The organism is Pelomonas parva, from assembly GCF_043555835.1.
Taxonomy (GTDB): domain Bacteria; phylum Pseudomonadota; class Gammaproteobacteria; order Burkholderiales; family Burkholderiaceae_C; genus Pelomonas; species Pelomonas parva.
The window spans coordinates 534,115-560,591 of the sequence record NZ_JBIGHV010000003.1 but is presented as its reverse complement, the minus strand read 5'-3'; the positions used below and the strand labels follow the sequence as shown (position 1 = coordinate 560,591).

24 protein-coding genes are annotated in these 26,477 nt (G+C 68.5%); 13 read left to right on the top strand and 11 right to left on the bottom strand.

All coding sequences use genetic code 11. The features are described 5' to 3' along the window. The first annotated feature begins 135 nt into the window (after window positions 1-135). The 9 genes from ACG00Y_RS09955 (at window position 136) to sugE (ending at window position 8,093) form a co-directional block, all read left to right on the top strand. Window positions 136-2,751: a glycoside hydrolase family 3 C-terminal domain-containing protein gene (locus ACG00Y_RS09955; protein ID WP_394478333.1), complete on the top strand. Its 2,616-nt coding sequence runs from the start codon at window positions 136-138 to the stop codon at window positions 2,749-2,751. Between the two features lie 29 nt (window positions 2,752-2,780). After that, the gene (locus tag ACG00Y_RS09950) at window positions 2,781-3,704 is read left to right on the top strand and encodes an alpha/beta hydrolase (RefSeq protein ID WP_394478332.1); all 924 of its coding nucleotides are present in this window, start codon (window positions 2,781-2,783) and stop codon (window positions 3,702-3,704) included. Window positions 3,705-3,753: 49 nt separating this feature from the next. Beyond that, complete coding sequence (bla, locus tag ACG00Y_RS09945) at window positions 3,754-4,623, top strand: class A beta-lactamase (protein WP_394478330.1); 870 nt, start codon at window positions 3,754-3,756, stop codon at window positions 4,621-4,623. Between the two features lie 76 nt (window positions 4,624-4,699). Next, window positions 4,700-5,011: an NIPSNAP family protein gene (locus ACG00Y_RS09940; RefSeq protein ID WP_394478329.1), complete on the top strand. Its 312-nt coding sequence runs from the start codon at window positions 4,700-4,702 to the stop codon at window positions 5,009-5,011. Further along, a complete protein-coding gene (locus ACG00Y_RS09935; protein WP_394478327.1) occupies window positions 5,008-5,331 on the top strand; it encodes an antibiotic biosynthesis monooxygenase family protein in 324 nt (107 codons plus the stop codon). Before ACG00Y_RS09940 ends, ACG00Y_RS09935 begins: the two co-directional genes overlap by 4 nt. Further along, complete coding sequence (locus ACG00Y_RS09930) at window positions 5,328-6,032, top strand: ArsR/SmtB family transcription factor (RefSeq protein ID WP_394478326.1); 705 nt, start codon at window positions 5,328-5,330, stop codon at window positions 6,030-6,032. The genes ACG00Y_RS09935 and ACG00Y_RS09930 overlap by 4 nt, the downstream gene beginning before the upstream one ends. A 78-nt stretch (window positions 6,033-6,110) precedes the next feature. Further along, window positions 6,111-7,424 carry an ammonium transporter gene (locus ACG00Y_RS09925; RefSeq protein WP_394478324.1) on the top strand — a complete coding sequence of 438 codons (1,314 nt, stop codon included), beginning with the start codon at window positions 6,111-6,113 and terminating at the stop codon, window positions 7,422-7,424. Further along, complete coding sequence (locus tag ACG00Y_RS09920) at window positions 7,424-7,708, top strand: hypothetical protein (protein ID WP_394478323.1); 285 nt, start codon at window positions 7,424-7,426, stop codon at window positions 7,706-7,708. The genes ACG00Y_RS09925 and ACG00Y_RS09920 overlap by 1 nt, the downstream gene beginning before the upstream one ends. Window positions 7,709-7,778: 70 nt before the next feature. Next, a complete protein-coding gene (sugE, locus tag ACG00Y_RS09915; protein ID WP_394478321.1) occupies window positions 7,779-8,093 on the top strand; it encodes a quaternary ammonium compound efflux SMR transporter SugE in 315 nt (104 codons plus the stop codon). 3 nt (window positions 8,094-8,096) lie between these two features. Here sugE and ACG00Y_RS09910 read toward each other — a convergent pair whose 3' ends face one another. The 5 genes from ACG00Y_RS09910 to ACG00Y_RS09890 form a co-directional block, all read right to left on the bottom strand. Then, complete coding sequence (locus tag ACG00Y_RS09910) at window positions 8,097-9,641, bottom strand: SpoVR family protein (protein ID WP_394478601.1); 1,545 nt, start codon at window positions 9,639-9,641, stop codon at window positions 8,097-8,099. A gap of 53 nt (window positions 9,642-9,694) precedes the next feature. Beyond that, complete coding sequence (locus tag ACG00Y_RS09905; RefSeq protein WP_394478319.1) at window positions 9,695-10,975, bottom strand: YeaH/YhbH family protein; 1,281 nt, start codon at window positions 10,973-10,975, stop codon at window positions 9,695-9,697. A gap of 15 nt (window positions 10,976-10,990) precedes the next feature. After that, window positions 10,991-12,913 (bottom strand): PrkA family serine protein kinase, encoded by a 1,923-nt coding sequence (locus ACG00Y_RS09900; RefSeq protein WP_394478317.1) that lies wholly within the window; start codon window positions 12,911-12,913, stop codon window positions 10,991-10,993. A 396-nt stretch (window positions 12,914-13,309) separates the two neighbouring features. After that, on the bottom strand, window positions 13,310-14,200 hold the full coding sequence (locus ACG00Y_RS09895; RefSeq protein ID WP_394478316.1) for a ParB/RepB/Spo0J family partition protein: 891 nt from the start codon (window positions 14,198-14,200) through the stop codon (window positions 13,310-13,312). Between the two features lie 11 nt (window positions 14,201-14,211). Beyond that, complete coding sequence (locus ACG00Y_RS09890; RefSeq protein WP_394478315.1) at window positions 14,212-14,742, bottom strand: RBBP9/YdeN family alpha/beta hydrolase; 531 nt, start codon at window positions 14,740-14,742, stop codon at window positions 14,212-14,214. Between the two features lie 51 nt (window positions 14,743-14,793). On the opposite strand from ACG00Y_RS09890, the gene argC reads away from it, so the two are divergent. The 4 genes from argC (at window position 14,794) to ACG00Y_RS09870 (ending at window position 20,218) form a co-directional block, all read left to right on the top strand. Beyond that, window positions 14,794-15,732 (top strand): N-acetyl-gamma-glutamyl-phosphate reductase, encoded by a 939-nt coding sequence (argC, locus tag ACG00Y_RS09885; RefSeq protein WP_394478313.1) that lies wholly within the window; start codon window positions 14,794-14,796, stop codon window positions 15,730-15,732. Between the two features lie 71 nt (window positions 15,733-15,803). Then, complete coding sequence (locus ACG00Y_RS09880) at window positions 15,804-18,245, top strand: hypothetical protein (protein WP_394478311.1); 2,442 nt, start codon at window positions 15,804-15,806, stop codon at window positions 18,243-18,245. Continuing rightward, the gene (locus ACG00Y_RS09875; protein WP_394478310.1) at window positions 18,242-19,591 is read left to right on the top strand and encodes an esterase/lipase family protein; all 1,350 of its coding nucleotides are present in this window, start codon (window positions 18,242-18,244) and stop codon (window positions 19,589-19,591) included. Before ACG00Y_RS09880 ends, ACG00Y_RS09875 begins: the two co-directional genes overlap by 4 nt. A gap of 3 nt (window positions 19,592-19,594) precedes the next feature. Then, complete coding sequence (locus tag ACG00Y_RS09870) at window positions 19,595-20,218, top strand: DUF1780 domain-containing protein (protein ID WP_394478308.1); 624 nt, start codon at window positions 19,595-19,597, stop codon at window positions 20,216-20,218. A gap of 207 nt (window positions 20,219-20,425) precedes the next feature. On the opposite strand, the gene ACG00Y_RS09865 is transcribed toward ACG00Y_RS09870, so the two are convergent. From ACG00Y_RS09865 to ACG00Y_RS09840, 6 genes are all read right to left on the bottom strand, one after another. Next, entirely contained in the window at window positions 20,426-22,672 is a 2,247-nt protein-coding gene (locus ACG00Y_RS09865) for a beta-glucosidase family protein (RefSeq protein ID WP_394478306.1), read from the bottom strand. 126 nt (window positions 22,673-22,798) lie between these two features. Then, complete coding sequence (locus ACG00Y_RS09860) at window positions 22,799-23,821, bottom strand: OmpA family protein (protein WP_394478305.1); 1,023 nt, start codon at window positions 23,819-23,821, stop codon at window positions 22,799-22,801. 101 nt (window positions 23,822-23,922) lie between these two features. Further along, window positions 23,923-24,417, bottom strand: a complete 495-nt coding sequence (locus tag ACG00Y_RS09855; RefSeq protein ID WP_394478303.1) for a GNAT family N-acetyltransferase — start codon at window positions 24,415-24,417, stop codon at window positions 23,923-23,925. Continuing rightward, entirely contained in the window at window positions 24,414-25,160 is a 747-nt protein-coding gene (locus ACG00Y_RS09850) for a GNAT family N-acetyltransferase (RefSeq protein ID WP_394478302.1), read from the bottom strand. Before ACG00Y_RS09850 ends, ACG00Y_RS09855 begins: the two co-directional genes overlap by 4 nt. Then, on the bottom strand, window positions 25,153-25,692 hold the full coding sequence (locus ACG00Y_RS09845) for a GNAT family N-acetyltransferase (protein ID WP_394478300.1): 540 nt from the start codon (window positions 25,690-25,692) through the stop codon (window positions 25,153-25,155). Before ACG00Y_RS09845 ends, ACG00Y_RS09850 begins: the two co-directional genes overlap by 8 nt. Beyond that, window positions 25,689-26,462, bottom strand: a complete 774-nt coding sequence (locus tag ACG00Y_RS09840; protein WP_394478298.1) for a ParA family protein — start codon at window positions 26,460-26,462, stop codon at window positions 25,689-25,691. The genes ACG00Y_RS09845 and ACG00Y_RS09840 overlap by 4 nt, the downstream gene beginning before the upstream one ends. Window positions 26,463-26,477: the final 15 nt, after the last annotated feature.

The window sequence follows — 26,477 nt, the reverse complement described above, 5'->3', positions numbered from 1 at the left end:
CGATCTTTTAGCCGTTTCATGGGAGGCCGTGGCGGACTAAGCGCAAGTGAGCACCGCGTCAATCCGGGAAAAGAGAGTGCCCGTTTGATTGCGCTACCAGAAAATGGTGCGCAACGATAAAAACCGGAGACGCGCTTGAAGAACCTGTCCATCGCCTGTCTCGTCTGGGGTGTGGCGTTTGCCGGCCTTGCCGCAGCATCACCGCAAGCCGAGGCGGACGCCCAGGCTCGCCAGATCGTTTCAAAGCTGACGCTCGACGAGAAGACCGAGCAACTGCTCAATGGCGCGCCGGCCATCCCGCGCCTGGGCATCCCGGCCTACAACTGGTGGACGGAGTCGCTGCATGGCGCCTTCGGCCCGGGTGCCACGACCAACTTCCCGCAGCCCGTGGGCCTGGCCGCGAGCTTCAACGACCGGCTGATGCACGACGTGGCGGCCGCCATCAGCACCGAGGTGCGGGCCGTCTACGCGCTGGGGCGCCACAAGCCCAACCCGAACAAGATCGGCGGCGCGCTCAACACCTGGTCGCCCAACATCAACATCTTTCGCGACCCGCGCTGGGGGCGGGGCCAGGAGACCTATGGCGAGGACCCTTTCCTGACGGCCCAGCTCGGCAAGGCCTTCGTGCACGGCATGCAGGGGCCGGACCCGACGCGGCCGCTGGTCACCGCCGCGCCCAAGCACTTTGCGGTGCATAGCGGGCCGGAGTCGACGCGGCATTCGGTGGACGTGTGGGTGTCGATGCAGGACCTGGAAGACACCTACCTGCCCGCCTTCCGCGCCGCGATGGTGGATGCGCAGGCCGGCTCCATCATGTGTGCCTACAACCGCGTCAACAGCGAGCCCGCCTGCGCCAGCCACAGCCTGCTGGTGAAGACGCTGCGCGAGGACTGGAAGTTCACCGGCTATGTGGTGTCGGACTGCGATGCCGTCGTCGACATCCATGCCAATCACAAATACGCCCCCGATGCCCCGGCGGGCGTGGCGTTGGCGTTGAAGGCGGGCGTGGACAGCGAATGCAACGGTGCGACGCTGTCCAACACGCCCGGCCTGGGCGAGCGCTACAAGCAGGCGCTGGCGCGCGGCTACATCCGCGAGGCCGACATCGACACGGCGCTGGTGCGCCTGTTCTCGGCCCGCATCCGCGTCGGCGACCTGCCGGGCCTGGCCGAGCGCCAGTTCCCAGCGGGCAACCGCATCAACGCGACCGATCACCGCGCGCTGGCGCTGCGCTCGGCCATCGAGGGCCTGGTGCTGCTGAAGAACGACGGCGTGCTGCCACTGAAGGCGTCGGCGCGCATCGCCGTCGTCGGCCCGCTGGCGGATGCCCGGCGTGTCATGCGCGGCAACTACTCGTCGGGCCAGACCGGGCCGACGCTGACGGTCGCCGAGGGCCTGCGCCAGCAGTTCCCGGCGGTCACGCTGGTGCCGTTCGGCCCGACCATCACCGACGGCGACCCCGTGCCGGCCAGCGCCTTCGTCGCGCCCGACGGCAGCCCGGGGCTGCGCGCCAGCTACTTCAACCTGCAGCCTGGCTCGCCCAGGGAGCCGGGCAAGCGCCGCTTCCAGGCCAAGGCCTTTGCCAGCCACGGCGTGACGCAGATCGACTCGCGCGCAGGCGACTTCGCCGAGGCCGGTGACGTGACGCGCACGGTCTGGACGGGCTTTTACGTGGCGCCCGAGACCGGCAGCTACCGGTTGGGCATTGCGGGCGTGAAGGGTCATGTGCGTGTGGCCGGCCGCGACGTCACGCTGGCCAAACGCCCGACGCGCTGGGCCGAGCCCGTGGCCTTGACGCAGGTGGACCTGAAGAGGGGTGAGCGCTATGCGCTGCAGTTCGAGACCGAGTCCGGCGTGGGCGCGCCTCCCGGCATGATCTGGAAGCGCGTCTCGCGCCAGCCGCTGGCCGACCTGCGCGCGGGCGTGCAGGGTGCCGATGTGATCGTCGCCGTTGTTGGCCTCACGTCCGACCTGGAAGGCGAGGAGATGCCCGTCAAGATCGACGGCTTCACGGGCGGCGACCGCACCAAGATCGACCTGCCGGCCGATCAGCGCGCCTACCTGCAGGAAGTGGCCAAATCGGCCAAGCCGGTGGTCGTGGTGAACCTCAGCGGCAGCGCCATCGACCTGTCCTGGGCCCATGCCAACGCGGCCGCCGTCATGCAGGCCTTCTATCCCGGCGAGGGCGGCGGCCAGGCCATCGCGCAGGTGCTGGCCGGCGCGGCCAACCCCGCTGGCCGCCTGCCGGTCACGTTCTACAAGAGCGCGGACGACCTGCCGCCCTTCGACGACTACCGCATGGCCGGCCGCACCTACCGCTTCTTCGACAAGCCGGTGGTCTATCCCTTCGGCCACGGGTTGAGCTATTCCAGCTTCCGCTACGAACCCGTCAAGGTGGAGGTGAACGACGACGGCAAGGCGCCCAGCCTGGTGGTGAGCACGGCCATCACCAACACCAGCGCGCGCGACGGCGACGAGGTGGCGCAGCTCTACCTGGTGCCGCCGCGCTTCGAAGGCAGCCCGCGCCTGGCGCTGCGCGGCATGCAGCGCCTGCACCTGAAGGCCGGCGAGCGGCGCGAGGTGAGCTGGCGGCTGGAGGCGCGTGACCTCAGCTTCGTCGACCGCGACGGCGTGCGCCAGGTCATGCCCGGCAGCTATGGCCTCAGCGTGGGCGGCGGCCAGCCGGACACCGGCGCGCCGTTCGAGCGTGCGAGCTTCTCGCTGGCGCAGCGGCTGACGCTGCCACGTTGATTCCCCCCCATCCAAACAAGGCAACTCCCATGCGAACACTGCGTTCCACCCTTCTCGCTGCCAGCCTGCTGCTGGCCGCCACCACCGGCGCCGTCGCGCAGGACGGCACCATCTATCCGCTCGCGGCCATCGCCGAGCCCAATGCCATCAAGCTCGGCACCGGCGGTGTCGCCAACCAGCCGGCGTCGGAGAGCTGGTTCAAGCAATGGGGCGAGCCCATGGTGCGCAACGTCACTACAGCCACGCTGACGCCTTATCTGCCCGCACCCGGCAAGGCCAACGGCGCGGCCGTGCTGGTGGCGCCGGGCGGTGGCTTTCGCTGGCTGTCCATCAACAACGAGGGCTGGAAGGTGGCCCAGGCGCTGGCCGACAAGGGCATCGCGGCCTTCGTGCTCAAGTACCGCCTGCACCCCACGCCCGACACGGTGGACGCGTTCAAGCAGTCCATGGACCGCATGTTCTCCTCGTTGAACGACGCCCCGGGCACTCCCCGCCCGGCCATGCCCAGCCTGGACAACCAGCTCGCCGACGCCGAGGCCGCCTATGCCCTCATCGTTTCGCGCGCCAAGGAGTGGGGCGTGGACACCCAGCGCCTGGGCATGATGGGCTTCTCCGCCGGCGCGGGGCTGACGATGCACAGCACGCTGAACTCCAAGACCATGAAGCTGGCCTTCATCGCGCCGATCTACGGCGGCATGGGCCCGGTGGACGTGCCCAAGGACGCGCCGCCGATGTTCACCGCCATCGCGGCCGACGACTTCCTGTTCAAGGGCCAGTTCGGCGTCGTCAAGTCCTGGTTCGACGCGGGCAAGCCCGTGGAGTTCCACCTGTACCAGAACGGCGGCCACGGCTTCGGCCTGGGCTACCCGGGCAACACGGCCAACGGCTGGTTCCCGGTGTTCCACCACTGGCTGGATGTGAACGGTTTCCTGAAGGCCAAGGCGGCGCAGTAGGGGGTCGGCCGGGCGCGTGCCCGCCTTGCATGGCGCCAGAATGCGGCGCATGCAACGCCGCACCCACCTCTCGCTCCTCGCCGGCCTGGCCGTCGCGCCGCTGGCCACGCCCGCCCTCGCCGCCCCGCAACCCGACTTCGCCGCGCTGGAGCGCAGCGTGCAGGGGCGGCTCGGCTTCTTCGCCATCGACACCGGCAGCGGCCGCACGCTGGGCCACCGGGCCGACGAGCGCTTCTCGATGGCCTCCACCTTCAAGATCCTGCTGGCCGCGCGCGTGGCCCAGGGCGTGGAGGGCGGGCGCTGGACATGGGACGACGAGGTCTCTCTGCACAAGAGCGAGCGCATCGCCCACTCCCCCGCCTTCGACCGCCTGCTGCCACGCGGCCGCGCGACGCTGGCGCAGCTGGTGCAGGGCATCGTCGTGGAGAGCGACAACCCCTGCGCCAACATCCTGCTGCGCCACTGCTGCGACTCGCCCGCCGGACTGACGATGTGGCTGCGCCAGCAGGGCGACGAGGTCACGCGGCTGGACCGCTGGGAGCTGGACCTGAACGAGAACGCACCCGGCGACCCGCGCGACACCAGCTCGCCGCGCGCGTTCGCGAAGACGCTGGGGCACCTGCTGCTGGCCGACGGCCTGACGCGTTCCAACCAGGCGCGGCTATGGGCCGACCTGCAGGCCTCGCAGACCGGCCTGAAGCGGCTGCGCGCTGGCGTGCCCGATGCGGGCTGGCGCGTCATCGACAAGACCGGCACGGGCTATCGCGGCGCGGTCAACGACGTGGGGCTGGTGTTTCCGCCGGACGGCCGCTCGCCGTGGGTGGTCGTTGCGCTGCAGTCGGACTCTCGTGCGTCGACCGATGCGCTGTCGGTCGTGCTGGCCGGTGCGATGGCCGAGATGGTCAAGGCCTGGGGCTGAGACGCTTCGTTGCGCGCCTAAGCATCGGCGGCGCCTGGCGTCGCACAGTGGCGGTTCATCGAGAAGAGGAGCCGTCATGCCCGCCATCACCTGCTTCATCCGCTACGAGATCGACCCGCTGCAGCGCGAGGCTTTCCGCCGTTATGCCGAGAACTGGGGCCGCATCATCCCGCGCCTGGGCGGCCGGCTGCTCGGCTACTGGCTGCCGTGGGAGGGCACGAATCACGAAGCCTGGGGCCTGGTCGGGTTCGACTCGCTGGCCGACTACGAGGCCTACCGTGCGCGGCTGAAGGCCGACCCCGAGGCGCGGGCCAACTTCGAGTTCGCGCAGGCACAGTGTTTCATCCGGCGGGAGTGGCGCACTTTCTGTGAGGATGTGCGGCCATGATCGCCGTCATCTTCGAAGTCCAGCCCACCGCCGAGGGCCGCCAGGCCTACCTCGACCATGCTGCGGCATTGAAGCCGCTGCTGGAGCGCAGTGACGGCTTCATCTCGGTGGAGCGCTTTCAGAGCCTGACGCAGCCGGACAAGCTCTTGTCGCTGTCCTTCTGGCGCGATGAAGACGCGGTGCGCGGCTGGCGCGAGATGGAACGCCACCGCGAGGCGCAGGCGGCCGGGCGGGGTGGTTTGTTTGCGGACTACCGGTTGCGCGTGGCCCATGTCGTGCGCGACTACGGCTTGAATGACCGCGAGCAGGTGCCGCGTTGACCGCTGCGCAGCCTCGCCTGGCCCGCGTCGCGGCTGCGATTGCCGACCCGACGCGGGCACGCGTGCTGGCCCTGCTGCTGGACGGCCGCCTGCACACGGCGGGCGAGCTGGCCACGCATGCGGGCGTCACGGCTGCGACGATGTCCGCCCACCTGAAGCTGCTGGTCGACGAAGGCCTGGCGCGCGTGCGGCCGCAGGGGCGGCATCGCTACTTCGGCCTGGCCGATGGCGACGTGGCGCATGCGCTGGAGGCGCTGCTGCGCGTGGCCGATGGGCGCGACGCCGAGCCCGCAGCCGATGTGCGCCGCTGGCAGAAGCCCGCGATGCGCGGGCTGCGGCATGCGCGCAGTTGCTATGGGCATCTGGCCGGCGAGTTGGGCGTGCGGCTGCATGATGTGCTGCGCTCGCGAGGCTGGGTCGAACGGGCGGGCAGCGCCGAGCGGCTGACGGTCAAAGCGCGCGAGGCGCTGCAGGCGCAAGGACTGGCACCTCTGGACTCGGCCACCCCGTCAGCCGGCCGGGCGCTCTACCCCTGCGTGGACTGGTCCGAGCGACGCGAGCATTTCGCGGGCGCCGAAGCCGTGGCATTGATGGAGGCGCTGCTGTTGCGCGGTTGGCTGCGCCGTCATGACACGTCGCGCGAACTGGTTGTGACGCCGACGGGCCAGCGGGAGTTCGTCGACGGGCTGCTGGCGGGTTGAGCCGCGCGCGGCCCGACGCCGCAGCCGCGTTGGCGCAGAGCTTGCTATTCATGCGGCGCCACCATCCGCCGCATCCGCATGCCCATCTATCCCCGTCTTCCTGCCGCCCTGCTCGCGGGTTTGTTCTCCGCGCCCGCACTGGCCGCCGAGCAGGTCCCGGTCGCCCAGATCAGCGCCGGCGACACCGCGTGGCTGCTCAGCGCCACCGCGCTGGTCCTGCTGATGACGCTGCCGGGCCTGGCGCTGTTCTATGCCGGCATGGTGCGCAAGAAGAACATCCTGGCCGTCATGGCCCAGACGCTGGCCTGCGCCGCGCTGGTGACCGTGCTGTGGTTCGCCTGCGGCTACAGCCTGGCGTTCGAGCCGGGGCCGGCCGGGCTGGAGCGCTGGATAGGCGGCCTGGGCGGTGCGGGCCTGGGCAATGTGCTGCATGACAAGGCGGCCGGCCTGGTCAGCGTGCACCCGCTGATGCCCAGCGTGCCGGCGGCGGTGTTCGCGCTGTTCCAGCTGAGCTTCGCCATCATCACGCCCTGCCTGATCATCGGCGCGGTGGCCGAGCGCATGCGCTTTGCCAGCCTGCTGGCCTTCCTCGGGCTGTGGTCGCTGTTCGTCTACGTGCCGGTGGCGCACTGGGTTTGGGCGCCTCAGGGCTGGCTGGCCCAGCTGGGTGCGCTGGACTTTGCCGGCGGCACGGTGGTGCACATCAATGCCGGCGTCGCGGGCCTGGTGGCCGCCTGGATGCTGGGCCCGCGCGTGGGCTTCGGCCGAGCTGCGCTGACGCCGGCCAACCTGGCCTACACGATGGCGGGTGCCGGCCTGCTGTGGGTGGGCTGGATGGGCTTCAACGGCGGTTCGGCCGGCGCGGCGGATGGGCGGGCCGGCATCGCCGTCCTCAACACCCAGGTTGGCGCCGCAGCCGCCGCCCTGTCGTGGATGGCGGCGGAGTGGGTGACGCGGCGCACGCCGACGCTGCTGGGCCTGTGCAGCGGCGCCGTGGCCGGCCTGGTGGCCATCACGCCGGCCTGCGGCTTTGTGACGCCGGGGTCCGCCGTGCTCATCGGCGTGGTGGCCGGCGCGGCCTGCTACTGGGGCGCCACCGGGCTCAAGCACTTGCTGCGCGCCGACGACTCGCTGGACGTGTTCGGCGTGCACGGCGTGGGCGGCATCGTCGGCGCATTGATGACCGGCCTGCTGGCGGACCCGCGGGTGGGCGGCGTGACGGGTTCACTGGGCACGCAGGCCGTCGCGGTGCTGGCCACGGCGGCCTTCAGCGCCGTCATGACGGCGGGCCTGCTGGTGCTGGTCTACCTGCTGCTGGGCGGGCTGCGCGTGGACATTGCCCGTGAGCAGCAGGGGCTGGACCTCAGCCAGCATGGCGAGCAGGTGGCGTGATGGCGAGCGACAGCGAGAAGCTGGCCGTGGCCGCCCACCTGCACGTGCTCATGCGGCGCAAGATGGGCCGCGTGACCGACGTGGAATGGCTGGTGCGCAACGCGGACTACGCGCGGGAAATCATCCGCCTGGCCTGCCAGCAGGCGGAGCACCCGGAGGTGGCCGATTGGGGCGCAAGGCTGGGCGCCATGCTGTTCCCCAAGGCGCCGCCGTCGGCCCCGGCGCCGGTGACCGCCAGTCCCAAGGCGGTCCCTGCGCTGCGCTACGTCGGCGGCTTGCGCTGAACCGGGCTGGTTCGGCCCGCCGCCCCCGCCGGCAGAATCCCGACTTTGCTCATCACTCGGGACTCACACCATGGCTTGGCTGTTGCTTGTCGTCGCTGGCCTTCTGGAAGTCGGCTGGGCCATCGGCCTGAAGTACACCGAAGGCTTCACGCGCCTGTGGCCCACGGTGGGGACGGTGGGTGCCATGGTGCTCAGCATCGGGCTGCTGGGCGTGGCGATGAAGACGCTGCCCGTGGGCACGGCCTATGCGGTCTGGGTGGGCATCGGTGCGGTGGGCACGGCGGCGCTGGGCATCCTGCTGCTGGGCGAGGTGGCGAGCGTGGGCCGGCTGGTCAGCCTGGGGCTGATCGTCGCCGGCATCGTCGGGCTGAAGCTGGCGTCCTGAGCTTCAGCCGTGCTGCGCCGGCACGTTCCAGCGCCGCGTCACGTCACCGCGCTGGTTGACGCTTTCCAGCTGCACGCCGAAGCCCCACAGCCGGCCGACGTGCTTGAGCACTTCCTGTGCGTTGTCGTGCAGCGGGCGGTTGAGGTGTTGCACATGGCGCAGCGTCAGCGACCGGTCGCCGCGCAGGTTGACGTTCCAGACCTGGATGTTGGGCTCGCGGGTGGAGAGGTCGTACTGCCTTGAGAGCGCCTGGCGCACGTGGCGGTAGCCGCCTTCGTCGTGGATGGCGGAAATCTCGTATTCGCTCTTGGCCTCGTCGTCGAGGATGGAGAAGAGGCGGAAATCGCGCATGATCTTCGGGCTCAGGTACTGGCCGATGAAGCTCTCGTCCTTGAAGTTGCGCATCGCGTGGTCCAGCGTGGGCAGCCATTCGCTGCCAGCGATGTCGGGGAACCAGTCGCGATCCTCGTCCGTCGGGTTCTCGCAGATGCGGCGGATGTCGGTGTACATCGCGAAGCCCAGCGCATAGGGGTTGAGGTTGGCGCCCGGGTGCTGGTAGACGACGTTGGTGTGGGACTTGAGCCACTCGATCATCATGCCGTCGCTCAGGTAGCCGTCGTCGTACATCTGGTTGAGCAGCCGGTGGTGCCAGAAGGTGGCCCAGCCTTCGTTCATGACCTGGGTCTGGCGCTGCGGATAGAAGTACTGCGCGATCTTGCGCACGATGCGCACGATCTCGCGCTGCCAGGGCTCCAGCAGCGGCGCGTTCTTCTCGATGAAGTACAGCAGGTTCTCCTGCGGCTCGTCGGGGAAGCGGCGGCTCTCGGCGGCTTCGTCGGGGCGGTCGGGCTTCCTGGGCAGCGTGCGCCAGAGGTCGTTGATCTGCGACTGCGCATGCTGTTCGCGGTCCTTCAGGCGCGCGCGCTCTTCAGCCAGCGACAGCTTGGCGGGGCGGCGGTAGCGGTCCACGCCGTGGTTCATCAGCGCATGGCAGCTGTCCAGCAAGGTCTCGACGGCGTCCAGGCCGTGGCGCTCCTCGCACTCGGCGACGTAGTTCTTCGCGTAGACGAGGTAGTCGATGATGGACGAGGCATCCGTCCACATGCGGAACAGGTAGTTGCCCTTGAAGAAAGAGTTATGGCCGTAGCAGGCGTGGGCGATGACCAGGGCCTGCATGGCCAGCGTGTTCTCCTCCATCAGGTAGGCGATGCAGGGGTCGGAGTTGATGACTATCTCGTAGGCCAGGCCCATCTGGCCGCGCTTGTAGTTGCGCTCGGTGGCGATGAACTCCTTGCCGTAGCTCCAGTGCCGGTAGTTCACCGGCATGCCGACTGAGGCGTAGGCGTCCATCATCTGCTCGGAGGTGATGACCTCCAACTGGTTGGCATAGGTGTCCAGGCCGAAGCGCTGGGCCGTCTGCTTGATGACGGCGTGGTATTCCTCGATGAGGTCGAAGGTCCAGTCGTTGGGCGAGGGCAGTGGCTGGCTGGGCCGGGTGGCCAGCGGCTTCATGCGCTGCAGCGGCACGTGCTGGCGGCGGTCGGCCATGCCGCGCGGCGGCGTGGCGGCGCGTTCCGGGTGGCGGCGATCCTCTTGGGTGCTCATGTGCTGGCCCCCTCTTTCTTGAAAAGCTCACGGAAGACGGGATAGATCTGCGAGGCCTCCACGGCCTTGCGCATCGCGAAGTGGCGCGTGTCTTCCTGCAGCTTCTGGTATTCCTCCCACAGGTTCTGCTCGGGCTCAGCCACCTGCACATAGGCGAAGTAGCGGCACAGCGGCAGGATCTTGTCGGCCAGCAGCTCGCGGCAGCGGCCGCTGTCGTGGTGCCAGTTGTCGCCGTCGCTGGCCTGGGCGCCGTAGATGTTCCACTCGGTCGGCGAGTAGCGTTCCTTGATGATCTGCTCCATCAGCACGAGCGCCGACGAGACCACGGTGCCGCCGGTCTCGGTGGCGTGGAAGAAGTTCTGCTCGTCGACCTCCTGCGCCTGCGTGTGGTGGCGGATGAAGACGACGTCGATCTTCTCGTAGTGCCGCGTCAGGAACAGGTAGAGCAGGATGAAGAAGCGCTTGGCCAGGTCCTTGCGGCTTTCGTCCATGGAGCCGGACACGTCCATCAGGCAGAACATGACGGCGCGCGTGGTCGGCACCGGCACGCGCACGCGCGAGCGAAAGCGCAGATCGATGGGGTCGAGAAAGGGGATGGCCTGCAGGCGCTCGCGCAGGTGCTGGATGCGCTCGCGCGTCTCGGCCAGCAGGCGTGGCGTCTCGGGGCGGTCTTCCTTCAGCAGTTCCTGTTCGCGGGCCTCCAGCTCGTGCAGCTCGCGGCGCTTGTCCATGCCCAGCGCGATGCGCCGGCCGAGCGCGCCGCGCATGGAGCGCACGACGTGCAGGTTTGTGGGCGTGCCGTCGGACGAGTAGCCGGCGCGCTGGCTCTTCCACTCGGGCGTGTCAGCCAGCGTCGTGCGGGCGAGGTTGGGCAGGGCCAGGTCATCGAAGAAGACCTGCATGAACTCTTCCTTGCTGAGGTGGAAGACAAAGTCGTCCTCCCCCTCGCCCTGGTCGCTGGCCTGCCCGCCGCCGCCGCCACCGCCCTGCCCACCTTTGGGCTTGGCGACGCGGTCGCCCTTCACATACTCGGTGTTGCCGGGGCGGACGACCTCGCGCACGCCGCCGTCACCGTGGCCGAAGACGGGCTCGCTGAGGTCCTTCTTCGGGATGCGGACTTCCTCGCCGCGCTCCATGTCGCGGATGCCGCGACCGTCCACCGCGCGCTTCACCGCCTCACGGATCTGGTCCTTGTGGCGGCGCAGGAAACGCTCGCGGTTGCCGATGGACTTGTTCTTGCCCGACAGCCTTCGATCAATGATCTGTTGAAGCGACATCGAGCGCCTGCTTTCTTAACTGCTCTTCCTCACGCGCAGATACCACTCGCACAACAGCCGCACCTGCTTGGCCGTGTAGCCCTTGTCCACCATGCGCTGCACGAAGTTCTCGTGCTTCTTGGCGTCCTCGGCGCTGGCCTTGGCGTTGAAGCTGATGACGGGCAGCAGCTCCTCGGTGTTAGAGAACATCTTCTTCTCGATGACCGTGCGCAGCTTCTCGTAGCTGGTCCACAGCGGGTTCTTGCCCGCGTTGTTGGCACGCGCGCGCAGCACGAAGTTGACGATCTCGTTGCGGAAGTCCTTGGGGTTGGAGATACCCGCCGGCTTCTCGATCTTCTCCAGCTCGCCGTTCAGCGAGGCGCGGTCGAAGACCTCGCCGGTGTCGGTGTCGCGGTACTCCTGGTCCTGAATCCAGTAGTCCGCATAGGTCACATAGCGGTCGAAGATGTTCTGGCCGTACTCGGAATAGCTCTCCAGATAGGCAGTCTGGATCTCCTTGCCGATGAATTCGGCATAGCGCGGCGACAACTGCTCCTTGATGAAGCCGACGTACTTCTCCTCCAGCTCCTTGGGGAACTGCTCGCGCTCGATCTGCTGCTCCAGCACGTACATCAAATGCACCGGGTTGGCGGCCACCTCCGCCGAGTCGAAGTTGAAGACCTTGGAGATGATCTTGTAGGCGAAGCGCGTGCTGATGCCGCTCATGCCTTCGTCAACACCGGCGTAGTCGCGGTACTCCTGGAAGCTCTTGGCGCGCGGGTCGGTGTCCTTGAGGTTGTCGCCGTCGTAGATCTGCATCTTGGAATACAGCGACGAGTTTTCGGGCTCCTTCAGTCGCGTCAGCACGGCGAACTGGCTCATCATCTTCAGCGTGCCGGGGGCGCACTTGGCCTCGGCCAGCGACGAGCCGCGGATCAGCTTCTCGTAGATCTTGACCTCTTCGCTGACACGCAGGCAATAGGGCACCTTGACGATGTAGACGCGGTCGAGGAAGGCCTCGTTGTTCTTGTTGTTGCGGAAGGTCTTCCACTCGCTCTCGTTGCTGTGCGCCAGCACGATGCCGTCGAAGGGAATCGCGCCGAAGCCCTCGGTGCCCTTGTAGTTGCCTTCCTGCGTGGCCGTCAGCAGCGGGTGCAGCACCTTGATGGGCGCCTTGAACATTTCGACGAACTCCAGCAAGCCCTGGTTGGCCAGGCACAGGCCGCCGGAGTAGCTGTAGGCGTCGGGGTCGTCTTGCGCGTAGGTCTCGAGTTTGCGGATGTCGACCTTGCCGACCAGCGAGCTGATGTCCTGGTTGTTCTCGTCGCCCGGCTCGGTCTTGGCCACGCCCAGTTGCCTGAGCACGCTGGGGAAACGCTTGACGACCTTGAACTTGCGGATGTCGCCGCCGAACTCTTCCAGCCGCTTGACCGCCCAGGGGCTGAGGATGCGGTTCAGGTAGCGGCGCGGGATGCCGTAGTCGCGCTCCAGCAGCGGGCCGTCCTCGGCCGGGTCGAACAGGCCCAGCGGGCTCTCGTTCACCGGCGAGCCGGCGATCGCGTAGAAGGGCACGTGCTCCATCAGCTGCTTGAGCCGCTCGGCGATGGAGCTCTTGCCGCCGCCCACGGGGCCCAGCAGGTAGAGGATCTGTTTCTTTTCCTCCAGGCCTTGCGCGGCATGCCTGAAGTACGACACGACCTGCTCGATCGCCTCCTCGAGCCCGTAGAACTCGGCGAAGGCCGGATAGATCTTGATGGTCTTGTTGGCGAAGAGGCGCGACAGCCGCGGGTCGTTCCGCGTGTCGAGCATCTGCGGCTCGCCGATGGCCTGCAGCATGCGCTCGGCTGCCGTGGCGTAGGCAAGAGGGTTTCTCTTGCATTCGGCGAGGTAGTCCTCCAGGGAGAGCTCCTCGACCTTCGTGCGCTCGTAGCGCTTCGCAAAATGGCTGATGACGTCCATGCCGGTCTCCTGCGGTTTGAACTCCACAGGGCCGCGAGCACGATCCGTGCCCATGGTCAGCTGGGGGGTTCTGATCGCGCCTCAACTGCAAGGCGCCATCAGAACTCTCCACTCCGTTGATCGGCAGCTTGGGCCTGCCGATGCGTCGTCAATCTCAAGAATAAGCTGCTGTCCGCCCACCAACAAAGGACATGGTCTTTTGGTTGACAGGGCCGGTCCAGCATACGCCCGCGTTTCAGGCAAGACCTGGCACTTCTCGGGCAAACCACACAAACACGGGGGCCTTGTGGTGCCCCTCACACAAGGGTGAAGAAGTGTTGCTCGGGCAGCGCCCGGCAATGCACCGGCACGCAGGTCTTACGTCACCGAACCCGGCGTTGGATGCATGCCCTTGGCCTAGCCGCCGCGCAGCTTTTCCAGCAGGCCGGACAGCGCATCGAGCGAGTCGAAATGGATGGCCAGCTCGCCGCTCTGGCCGCGCTTGCTGCGCTTCTTTACGCGCACCTCGACGGTGGCGCCCAGCGCGTCTGCCAGCTCTTCTTCCAGACGCAGCACGTCGCGGCTCTTGTCGTTCTTCACGCGCAGCAACGGCGTCTGGCGTGCGGCGCCCTGATGCTTGGCGACCAGCTTCTCGGCCTCGCGCACGCTGAGCTTCTTGGCGGCGATCTCGCTGGCTGTGGTGATCTGCGTGGCGCCGTCCAGCGGCAGCAGCGCGCGGGCGTGACCCATGTCCAGGTCGCCGGCCATCAGCATGTTCTGCACCGGCGCGGAAAGGTTCAACAGGCGCAACAGATTGCTTGCCGCGCTGCGTGAACGACCCACCGCCTGCGCCGCCTGCTCATGCGTCAGGCCAAACTCGTCGGTCAGGCGCTTCAGGCCTTGCGCCTCTTCCAGCGGGTTGAGGTCTTCACGCTGGATGTTCTCGATCAGCGCCATCGCGGCGGCCGACTCGTCGGGCACCGCCTTCACCAGCACCGGCACCTCGCGCAGGCCCGCAAGTTTTGCGGCACGGAAGCGGCGTTCGCCGGCAATGATTTCGTAGTTCACCCCGCCGTTCGGCGCGATGGGCCGCACGAGGATGGGCTGCATGATCCCCTGCGCCTTGATGCTTTCGGCCAGCTCGTACAGCGAGCCCTCGTCCATGCGCGTGCGCGGCTGGTACTTGCCGGCCTGCAGCTGTTCCAGCTTCAGCACGGAGGGCAGTTCGGTGGTGGGTGCCTCGCTGACCTTGGGGCCGAGCAGCGCTTCCAGTCCGAGGCCGAGGCCTTTGGGTTTCTTGGTGACCATGGGCCGGATTGTCACAGGCCAAGCAGCAGCGCCCGGCCCTCGGGCCAGTCACCCAGCCCGGACTCGGCATTCAGGTGGCCGCGCGGCCCGGCGATGACGACGCTGCTGCCCCAGTCCGCTGCCATCTGCGTGCTGCGCTCGGCGGCGCCGAAGGGGTCGTCGCTGCTGATGACGGTGATGCTCGGAAAGGGCAGGCGCGGGCGGCGGATGGGGCGCCAGTTGTGCAGCTGCGGCGGCATGTCCTCGCGCTCGGTGTCTGGCGGGGCGACGAGCAGGGCGCCTTTCACTCGCGCCGTGTGCTGCGAATGCTCGGCCCAGCTGGCGACCAGCTGGCAACCCAGCGAGTGCGCCACCAGCAGCGCCGGCGCGTCGTCCTGCAGCAGCACCTCGTCCAGCCGCGCCATCCAGTCGCCACGCCGGGGCCAGTCCCAGTCATGCTGCTCCACGCGCAGGTCACCGTGCAGGCGCTCCCAGCGACTCTGCCAGTGGTCGGGGCCGGAGTTCTGCCAGCCCGGCAGAAGGAGTACGCGAGATGGATTCATGGTTTGCCCTTATCCTTTGCGGCTCGATTTTCAGCGGTTGGAGCAGCGGCGATGACGTTCAAGGTGTTTGTGGATGGCCAGGAAGGCACGACCGGCTTGCGGATTCACGAGTACCTCGCGGCCCGCAGCGACATCGAGGTGTTGAAGATCGATGCCGACAAGCGCAAGGACCCGGCCGAGCGCTCGCGCCTGCTGAACGCCGCCGACGTGGCCTTCCTGTGCCTGCCCGACGTCGCCTCGCGCGAGGCAGCGTTCATGGTCAACAACAGCAACACCTGCCTCATCGACGCCAGCACCGCCCACCGCACGGCGCCGGGCTGGGCCTTCGGCCTGCCGGAGCTGGCGCGCGGCCAGCGCGGCGCCATCCAGGCTTCCAAGCGCATCGCCAACCCGGGCTGCCACGCCAGCGCTTTCATCCTGGCGGTGCGGCCGCTGGTGGACGCTGGCCTGTTGCCGCGTGATGCGGCCGTCAGCGCCACGTCCATCACCGGCTACTCGGGCGGCGGCAAGTCCATGATTGCCGACTACGAGCAGCAGCCGCTGCCGGCCCACCTGCAGGCGCCGCGCCCCTATGCGCTGGGGCTGAAGCACAAGCACCTGCCCGAGATGGCGGCGCACACCGGCCTGGCGAACCCGCCGGTGTTCATGCCCGTCGTCAGCAGCTTCTACAAGGGCCTGGCCGTCAGCGTGCCGCTGCACCTGAGCCAGCTCAAGGCCGGCACGACGCCCGAGCAGATTCAGGCGGCACTGGCCGCGCACTACGCCGGCGAGCGCTTCATCAGTGTCCAACCACTGCGCGAGGGGGAGGCCGGCGCCTTCGACGTGCAGGCCTGCAACGACACGAACCGTGTCGACATCTTCGTGTTCGCATCGGACTCGCAAGTGCTGCTGATCGCGCGCCTGGACAACCTCGGCAAGGGCGCCAGCGGCGCGGCGGTGCAGAGCATGAACGTGCACCTGGGCTTGGAAGAAAGCCTCGGCCTGGTCTGACGGTAAACGTGACGTTGCGCGGGAGCGCAGCGTCGCGATACTGCGGGCCGTCTTCATGAAGAGGGCTGCCCGTGAGCACAGCCGCCAGACCGATTGGGAACCGCCGACCGCCGCCCGAACATGAGCGGCTGCTGGAAGCGGTGCACATCGCCCGCCCCGGCGACACCCTGGGCCTGGCCCTCGCCAGCGTGGACACCCGCTCCCGCCAGAGCATGGCCCAGCAGGCGCTGCGCTGGACCTATCTGCTGCGCTCCCGCCAGCGCTGGCTGCGCGACGCCAAGGTGCGCGACCAGCACCAGGTCACCGCCGCCGAGACGCTGCGCATCCTGGGCCTGGAGCCGGACGACCTGCTGGCGCTGGGCGAGGCGGACTCGCTGGTCGTGCGCGTGCCTTACCGGCACGAGGCCCTCTGCTGGGAGGGGCGCATCTTCCCGTGGGAATACGTGCTGGCCGCCGCCACGCGCGAGCAGCGCCGCGCCGCCGCCGACGGCCCCAGGCCGCTGACCGTCATTCGCGAGCTGCAGGTACAGCACGAGGTGGAGGGCGATTGGCAGCCGGTGCCGCGCGAGGCCGTCGTGTTCCCGGCTTGGAAGGACTTCCGCGTGCTGGTCGTCAACGCGCTGCCGACCGAGCTGTGCGAGCGCTGGACGGTCGACGCCGAGCTGAAGAACCTCGCCGCCGCACTGCCGCCCGATGTGCCGGCGCCGCGCGTGCTGAACTACCCCAGCCTGGAGGAGCTGACCGCCGAGCTGGCCGCGCGGCCGCCGCATCTGCTGCATGTGGCGGGCATGGACAGCCACCAGGGCCTGCGCGAAGTGGGCTCGCTGATCGGCAAGACGGCACTGGTCGAGGCGCCCGACGCCGACGGTGCCGACGCGCCCAGCCGTGTGCAGTTCATCGACGACCTGCTGGCCGATTCGCGCCGTGTGCTGGACGGCCTGTTGCTACGCGGCGGCAAGGGCTACCCGCGGCTGGTGCATGCGCAGGCGCTGGCCATCGCCGTCGCCAAAGCTGTCGGCAGCACGCCGCCCTACCTGACGACGCTGAACGTCTGGAACAGCGCCGCGCGACTGGCGCCCATGCTGATCGCCGAAGGCGCCTCGCGTGCGGCGCTGGGCTTTCAGGACGCCTTCGAGGACTCGCTGGCCGAGTACGCGATCACGCAACTGCTGCGCCAGCTGTTCGTCACCGGCTTTGACCTGCCCAAGGCCTTCGCCAAGGTGTGGGAGGAGGTGAGGGCGCTGCCCGAGTCCGTCGACGCGACCGGCGTGACGCTGTGGCTGGACGGGCCGGTTTTCGTCGACCCCGCCACGAAGGCGGCGCATGCAGCCCATGGCCTCGCGCTGGTCGACAGCGCGCGCAAGCCCGCCTCGGCCGAGGTGCGCTGCGCGATCGAGCCCTTCCCCGAGCTGAACTACGCCGTGCTGCACAACGCCCAGCCGCTGTTCCGCCGCTTCGTGCTCAGCTGCGACGCGCCCGGGCAGGCCGAGCCGCTGGATGTGGAAGTGGCCGTGCACATGGGCACCGAGGAGGCGCGCTACGAGAAGCGCGTCGTCATGCAGCACGAGCGCGAGAACCTCACCAAGGACATCCATGTGCCGCTGACGGCCGACGTGGCGCGCGGCGTGCACGAGGCCATCAACACCAGCCTGCAGGTGCGTGTGCGCCAGGGTGGCCGCGTGCTGTATCACGACAGCCACCGCCTGCGCCTGCTGCCGGTGGACCAGTGGCGCGACAACCGCCGCGACGGCCAGTGGCTGCCCTCCTTCGTGCTGCCGCGCGACCCGGCGGTGGTGGGCGCGGTGTCGCAGTCGCAGCGCTACAACCGCGTGCTGCGCGACGACCCGACGGCCGGCTTCGAGGGCTATCAATGCGTGCCCGACAGCGCCGTGACCGCCAGTGGCCGCATCGACGAAGAGCTGCTGCGCGGCGTGGACCGCCAGGTCGAGGCCATCTGGGCCACGCTGCTGCACGACTGGCAGCTCGGCTACATCAACCCGCCGCCCAGCTACAGCAAGCAGCTGGACTCGCAGCGGCTGCGCATGCCCAGCACCGTGCTGGCCGACCGCGCCGGCACCTGCATCGACCTGGCCCTGCTGTTCGCGGCCTGCCTGGAGCTGGTGGACATCTATCCGGTCGTCTTCCTGCTCGAAGGCCATGCGCTGCCGGGCTGGTGGCGCCACCCGTCCTTCCGCGAGGAATACATGCAGATGACCGGCAACTACAGCGGCGCCGTGCAGGCCGACGCCAGCGGCAGCTCCGCCGCCAATGCGCAGACCGTGCCCTGGCATGCCGGGCGAGCGAGCTGGGACGAGGTGCGCGGCCTGATCCTGGACCGCAAGCTGGTGCCCATCGAGACCGTGCGGCTGACCGAGCACTGCGGATTTGTCGAGGCCATCGAGTCGGGCGTGGAGGCGCTCAGCGACAGTGCGGACTACGACTCCATGCTGGACATCATCACGGCGCGGCAACGGCAGATCACGCCGTTGCCGTTGTTGAGGGACGAGCAATGACCGCCGCCAGCCAGACGCTGTGGGCCCAGGTCGGCGACCGGCTCGACGTGCCTGCACCGAGTGGCGAGGCGGCGCGCGCGCCCATCCAGCAACGCCGCCGCCGGGGCTTCGATGCGAGCGCTGCAGACGGCCGCGCCGCCGTGCGCCTGCTGCGCGACGATGGCCTGCTGCGCTGGGTCTACGAGCCGCCGGTGCGCCAGCTCGGCACACAGGGCCGGCGCAGCTGGCGCGCGTTCTCGCCCGAGTCGCGCGAGACGGTGCAGCGCATCGCCTTCCCCGAGCTGGGCGCCAACCAGCTGACCGACGCGCTGCGCAACCTGGACCGCCGGCTCAACCCGGTGCTCACCGAGTTCAAGGCGCCCAGCGAAGGCCTGCGCCGCTGGAACGGCCAGGCCTGGGCGCCGCTCGCGGCCGGGGAGCTGGCCGCGTTGACGGGCCGCGTGCTGGTGCTCGTGCACGGCACCTTCAGCGCCAGCGCGATGTACGCCAAGGAGTTCACCGCCACGGTCGATGGTGAGACGCTGCTGCAGCGCCTGGCCGACGCCAGCGGCACCTACAAGGCGGTGCTGGCCTTCGACCACCCGACGCTGAGCGTCGCGCCCTGGCTCAATGCGCTGGCCCTGCGAGACGCCTTGGCGCCCTGCCCGGCCGAGTTCGACTTCGTCGGCCACAGCCGCGGCGGCCTGGTCATCTCCTGGCTGCTGCGCATGGCGCCGGAACTGCGCGCCCGCCAGGCCTTGTTCGTCGGCTCGCCGCTGGCCGGCACATCGCTCGCAGCGCCCGACAAGCTGCGCCAGGCGCTGGACACGCTGGCCAGCTTTGCCGATGCGGTGTCGGAGGTGTCATTCAAGGCCGGCAAGGCCGCGCCGCCTGGGTTGCAGGTGCTGGCATTGGGCGTGGGTGGCCTGGCCTGTGTCTTGGGCAAGGTGCTGGAACTGGGCGCCCGCACGCCGCTGGTCGATGCGGCGGTGGGCCTGGTGCCCGGCCTGCTCGCGCAAGGACGCGTCAACAACAACCTGGAGCTGGCGCAGCTCTACCCGCTGCCGGCCAGCACCGAGGTGCGCGCCATCGGTGGCAGCTTCATGCCGGCCGAGGCCAACGAGCCGCTGTGGAAGTTGTGGAAGCGCGTGACCAACCTGAAGAGCCAGGCGATGTACTACGGCGCGGACTTGATCTTCGACCAGCCCAACGACCTGGTCGTGGACAGTGCGTCGATGAACCAGTTGGGCGACCTGACGCTGGCGGCGCCGCATTGGGAGGATTTGGGTGTGAGTGCGCAGACGCATCACACGAATTATTTTCAGGATTTGAGGGTGTTGGATTGGTTGGATAGAAGGTTGAGGTAAACCATGGGTGAATCCAGTGATGAGGATTCTCAAACCGGTGTTGACCAACTCCGCAGAGCAGTTGCTTTTTTCTCCGGAGCCAGCAAGTGTGAAAGAGAGAAGTGGGTTTGCCGAGAGTTGCTTCGCAGTGCTGGCGTGGAGTTCGCTGAGTCTGAGGTGACATCGTCCGCGAATGAACCTCCCGATGTTTGCTTCAGAACAGCGCGCTTTGAAGTAAAGGAAATACTTGATCCTGGGCGTGAGCGCCACAGAGAGTACAAGGAGGCGCTGGTGGAAGCACTCGCCAATGGTGGGGTTCCCAATGAGCAGATCGGGTACTCGCCGAAAGACATCACGCCTGTCGGTGTCGGTGAACTGATCAAAGCCAAGCTTGCGGAGCTTGCCAATCACTACGCGCCGGCGGTCAGAACCAATCTTGACGCCTTGCTTTACGTCAATCTGACCGAGCACTGGTTGACTGTTGGACCTATGCCTCAACCGCAAACGTTCGCTCAATATGGCTGGCGTTCTGTATCGGCAGTGTATGGAGGCCGCCATGCCTTATTTTTCGACGCAACAACGAGCGCACCAGAGTTTCTGCGCGCCCGTGTGGGGACGGTGCTCACTGAGATTGTTGAGGACGCGTGATTTGGCAAAGGCAGTGAACCTCCACTCGCCAACTATCGTGCGGCCCGGTGGCCTTTGGCCTTGTGCGCCTCAGCCCGGTAGGTTGGGGTGAACGCAGTGAACCCCAACAACGCGTATCGGCAGCGCGACGCGCCGTTTGGTTTGCCTCCGGCGTTGGGGTTCGCCGCAGCTCACCCCCAACCTACGAGTGACAGCGGCTGAGACGCCTCAGCGCCGCAACTGAGCAGACGTGAACCGCCGCCCCGCCAGCGACAGCTTGGTGGTGGCGCGGATGTCGTCCGAGCCGGCGCCGAGCTGCACTTCATACGTGCCGGGCGCGATCACCCATTGGCCGGTGGCCTCGTCGAAGGTGGCCAGCAAACGTGGATCGATCTTGACCGCGCTGGTGCCGGTCTCTCCCGGCTTCAGCTTTAGCTTGTCGAAGCCCACCAGGCGTCGAGGCGCTTCCCACTTGGCGCTGTGCGGCGCGCGGATGTAGACCTGACCCACCGAGGCGCCCTCGCGCTTGCCGGTGTTCTTGACGGAGAACTTGACCGTCACCTGCGCCTTGGCCTGGCTGGCCTGCAGGCCGCCCAGCTCGAAGCTCGTGTACGACAGCCCATGCCCAAACGCGTACAGCGGCTTGTGCCCCTGCAGGTCGAACCACTTGTAGCCCACGGCCGCGCCTTCGGTGTAGCGCACCGTGAACAGCGGGCCTTCAGACTTGCCGGTGATCTTCGGGCGCACGAGTTGGTCCGCGCTGGCGGGGAAGGTCAGGGGCAGGCGGCCCGACGGGTTGACTGCGCCTGTGAGCAGCCGGGTGATGGCTTCGCCGCCTCTGGCGCCCGGGTAGAAGGCCGCCAGGATGGCCTTCACGTCCTTGTGCCAGGGCATCAGCACGGCGCCGCCGCTCTCGACGACGACGACGGTGTTCGGGTTGGCCTTGGCCACCGCGCTGACGACGGCGTCCTGGTTGCCGCCCAGGCTCAGCGACGGCGCGTCCAGCGACTCGGCCGTCCACTGGTGGACAAAGACGATGGCGACATCCGCGGCGGCGGCGGCCTTGGCCGCAGCGTCGACGTGGGTGCCGGCATCGAAGGCGAACTGCGTCGCCGGCAGCTGTTGCTGCAAGGCCTTCATCGGCGACGACGGCTCCCACACCTGCGTCAGCCAGCCGCCTGGGCCCAGGCCCGGCACGGCGTTGCCGCCGATGGGCGTGACGACGGCGGAGCCACCGCCGGAAAGCACGGCCTTGTCGGCGTAGCTGCCGATGATGGCCACGCGCTTGGGTGCGGCGCTCGGGGCCAGCGGCAGCATGCCGGCCTCGTTCTTCAGCAGCACCAGCGACTGCTCAGCCGCCGCCTGCGAGATCAGCGCATGGGCGGCGTAGTCGATGGCCCCGGCCTTGATGGGGTGGTCCACCACGCCCTTGTCGAACATCGCCCAGAGGATGCGCCGGGCCATGTCGTCGATGCGGGCCTTGGGCACGGAGCCGTCAGCGACGGCGTCCTTCAGCGGCGCGGCGAAGTAGGGCACCTTGTCGAAGGGGAAGCCGGACTGCTGGTCCAGCCCGCCGTTGGCGTCCTGCACGGTCGAGTGCACGGCGCCCCAGTCGGACATCACGTAGCCCTTGTAGCCCCAGTCGCCCTTGAGCACGCCGTTCTGCCACTTGTCGTTCTGGCAGGCGTAGACGTCGTTGATGCGGTTGTACGAGCACATCACCGAGCCGGGGCTGGACTTCTCGATGGCGAGCTCAAAAGCTAACGCGTCGCTCATGCGCAGCGCCGGCTCGGAGATCTGCGCGCTCACCAGCGTGCGGCCGGTCTCCTGCGCGTTGATCAGGTAGTGCTTGACCGTGGAGATGATGTGGTTGGCCTGCACGCCGCGGATCAGCCCGGCGCCCATCTCGGCGGCGAGCAGCGGGTCTTCGCCGGTGTATTCGAAGTTGCGGCCGTTCTGCGCCTCGCGCGCCAGGTTGACGCCGCCCGCGAGCATGACGTTGAAGCCCGACAGCCGCGCCTCCAGGCCGATCATCTTGCCGCCAGCCTCGGTCACGCGCGGGTCCCAGCTGGCGGCGGTGGCCAGGGACGAGGGCAGGGAGGTGCGCTCCAGATAGGGGTTGCGCACGCCGATGGAGGCGTCGGTCTGGAACTGCGCCGGGATGCCGAGGCGCGGGATGCCGGGGATGTAGCCGGCCGAGCCGGGGATCACGGTGGCCTTCAGCTCCCGGGTGTTCACGCCGGGGATGACGCTGGCGTCGATCTGCGCCAGCTGGTCGCCCGAGGCGTAGCCGAACAGCAGCAGCAGCTTCTCCTCCAGCGTCATGGCCTTCAGCACCAGCTCGGTCCGCTGTGCCGAGGTCCTGGCCTTGTCCATCCAGGGCTGGGCGCTGCCGGCGGCGAGCAGCGGCGGCGCGGCGGTGCACAGGGCCAGCGAAACGGCCGTGGCCAGCAAGGAAGCGTGCAGTGTTTTCATGGCGGGCGGCGCTCCCCGCGCGGGCGTGGAAGCGATTCCAAAAATGTGGGTAGCGGCGCGGACTCTAGCTGCACGCCAGCGTCTGCGGGTGGCTGCCGGCCCCCGCGTTTTCCCGCCTGGCCGGGCTTACTGCGCCACCAGCTCCACTCGCCGGTTCCTGGCCTTGCCGGCGTCGTCGCCATTGCCGGCCACGGGCGCCAGGCTGGCCAGCCCCTTGGGTGCGAGGCGCTTGGCGTCGACCTTGTATGGCGCCGCTGTCAACGCCGCGACGACGGCCTGGGCACGGGCCAGGCTGAGCTTCTCGTTGGCGTCGAAGCTGCCGACGTTGTCGGTGTGGCCGACGATGTACGCCTTCAGCGCCGGCTGGCTTTTCAGCAGCTCGGCCATGGCGTCGAGCTGGGCCTTGGACTCGGGCTTCAACTCGGTCTTGCCGGTGTCGAAGAACAGGCCTGTCAGCGTGACGCGGCCTTCCGCCGCGAGGCCGGCCTGCAGCGCGGCCGGGTCGACGCTGACCTGGCCCGTGGCCATGGCCTTGGGTTCGACGACCTGCAGGTAGGTGGCGACATAGCCGGTTTTCGCATTGGCGGCCACGGAGGTGTAGAGCAGCACCGTGGCCTCCTGGCCCGGCTTGCCCAGCGTGCCGACCAGCATGCGGCCCTCGTCGGAGTTGAGGGCCGAGGTCAGCGCGTAGCTCCGGCCGCCGGGCGCCTCGATGTAGGCCTTGGCCCAGTTCATGCCCTTGTTGGGATCGAACTGCCGGGCCCATGAGAGGTAGAGGTCGTAGCAGTCGCGCTCGCAGACGAAGCGCTTCTTCAGCCCGGCCTGGCTCAGCGCCTGTTCGTAGTTGCGCCAGACCTCCAGCGACGACTTGCCCTGCGGCGCGATGTAGAGCAGCCGCGTGACCTTGCCTTCGAGGCTGATGACGTCGGCGAACTTCTGCTTGTCGCGCTTGTTCACTTGCGCAGATCCCGGCAGCTCGGCGGCGTCCCACTCGGCCACGCGCTGGCCGGCCAGCCAGGAGCCGGCGAAGCGCTTGATGAGCGGGTGGTCGGCGCCGCCTGCGACGTCGGCCGGTGGGGTGTTCGCCAACGCGGCGGTGGCGAGGCTGAGGGCCGGGATGAGGGCGAGGAGCTGGCGAGGCAGGTTCATGCGACGGGGCTGAGGTTGTGGTGACGACGGAGGCGCGATGTTGACGCGGCGCTGTGACCCGCCGAGTCGGCAACCACCTGCAAACGTGGGAGCCGGGCGTGTCAGCGTTGTGCCAGTTCGTAACGAAGCTCGATGCAGGCCTCGCGGCGGAACTCGGTGGCGATGCGGTCGACGAGGCGCGCGGGCAGGCGCTCCAGCAGCCGGATGCAGGCGTTGTTGCGCGCGTCGGTCTGGGCGTGGATGCGGGCGACAGGCGTCTGGTCGAACACGAGGGCGATGGCCTCGCGCACCGCAGCGCTGGCGATGCCCCGGCCCTGCGCCGCGCGGGCCAGCGTGAAGCCGAACTCGGCCGCTATGCCGTCGCTGTGGATGTAGACGCCCAGGTCGCCGAGCAGTTGATCGGTTAGCTCGTCGGCAATGCCGAGCTGCGTCCACTCGCCCGGCCGGAAGAGTGGCACGGCGGCCATCTCGTTCAGGAACGCCAGAGCCTCGGCGTCGGACCTGGGCAGCCAGCCCTGCCAGCGGCCCACGTCGGGATCGTTGCGGTAGGCCTGGAAGGCGGCGAGGTCCGTGGGTTCGAGGCGGCGGAGCTTCACACCAACTCTTGCTCGGGGCTGCGGTAGTGGTAGCGATAGGCGAACACGAAGCCCATGCGCGTGTAGAGCCGCTTGGCGACCTCGTTGTCGCTGCCCACCTGCAGATAGGCCTGGTGCGCGCCCTGGGCGTGGGCGAGGGCGAGCAGCGCGCGGCACAGGCGGTCGGCATGGCCTCGCCGCTGCACGGCCGAGGCGATGTCGTAGAGGCCGACGATGTCGCCGTCGACGACCATCTGGCCGCAGGCGAGCAGGGCGCCAGCCGCATCGTTGAGCGCAAAGCCTTGGTAGGTGACCGGGGCGTTAGCGATGCGCTCGGCGTGGGCCGCGATGGCTTTCGCCGATGAGCCGCGCAGCGTGCCGACGAGGGTGGCGTAGGCGGGCGCATCGAGGGCCTGGAGGGCGACCGGCGCGGGGTCGGGGGTCAGCGAGTCCAGCACCATCACGTCGGCCGCGTCGAAGGCATTCCAGCCCTTGGCGGCGAGACGCGCGTCCAGGTCGGCGGGCTGGCTCCAGGGCGTGACGCGCACGGCCAGCGGCAGGCCGGCGGCGTCGTAGGCCTGTTTGCAGCGGGCCAGCAGGTCGTCCAGCGGCAGCGTGCCCTCTCGCAGCGCATTGATGCAGCGGGAGCGCTTGGCCTTGCCCGGTGACAGGCGGATCAGCCAGCCGTCGATGTCGGCTTGCTGGGGCGGGGCGCTGGCGTCGAGGCCGGCGAGTTCGGCGCGGAGGGCGAGGGCGTCAAGCATCGTTCAACAAGGTGGCTGGATCGCGCCAGACACAGCGCCACTCCGGCAGCGACACCCCGCCGAACGGCGGCGCCATGCTCTGCTCGGCGAACTCGGCGCCCATGCGGGCGTAGAAGCGCTTGGCGGGTTCGTTGGCGTCGAGCACCCAGAGGAAGCAGGGCCGGGTGTGCTCGGTGCCCAACTGCTTCGCCACGGCCTGCAGCAACCGGCGACCGATGCCGTCGCCCTTGTGTTCCGGGAGGACGTGCAGGTTGTCGATCAGCGAGCCCCAGACGGGGTCGTGGTGCAGCAGCACGTAGGTGAAGCCGATCATCTGGCCTTTGGCGTCTTCCGCCACGACGCCAAAGGCCGGCGCGGTGGCAGGGCCTTGCAGGCGCTCGCGCCAGACGGCCTGGCGGTCGGCGACGACCTGGTTGTCCAGGAAGTCATCCGTCAGCATGCCGCGATAGGCACTGCGCCAGCTGGTGGCGTGCAGGGCGGCGACGGTGTCGGCGTCTTCGGCCCGCATCGGGCGCAGCGTGACGAGGCTCACCGCATCGTCTCGATGCGCGCCACCATCTCCTTGGCGAAGTCGACGAAGGCGATGGCGCCCTTGGAGGACGGGTCGAACACCACGCCCGGCAGCCCGTAGCTGGGCGCCTCGGCCAGCCGCACGTTGCGCGGGATGACGCTGTCGAACACCTTGTTGCCGAAGTGGGCCTTGAGCTGCTCGCTGACCTGCTGCTGCAGCGTGATGCGCGGGTCGAACATGACGCGCAGCAGGCCAATGATCTGCAGGTCCGGGTTGAGGTTGGCGTGGATCTGCTTGATGGTGTTGACCAGGTCGGTCAGGCCTTCCAGCGCGAAGTACTCGCACTGCATGGGCACGATGACGCCGTGGGCGCTGCACAGGCCGTTCAGCGTCAGCATGGACAGCGACGGCGGGCAGTCGATGAGGATGAAGTCGTAGTCCTGGCCGGCCTCGGCCAGCGCAGCCTTCAGCCGGGCCTCGCGGCGCTCCAGCGCGACCAGGTCCACCTCGGCGCCGGCCAGTTCGCGGTTGGCGCCGAGCACGTCATAGCCGGCCTTGTCGGCGCGGATCTTGGCCTCTTGCAGCGTGGCGGATTCCAGCAGCACGTCATAGACCGTCAGCTCCAGCTTGCGCTTGTCGATGCCGGAGCCCATGGTGGCGTTGCCCTGCGGGTCCAGGTCGACGACGAGGACGCGCTGGCCGATCTGCGCCAGGCCGGCGGCGAGGTTGACGGTGGTGGTGGTCTTGCCGACGCCGCCCTTCTGATTGGCGATGCAGAAAATCTTGGCCATGGGTTCCAGTTCTCG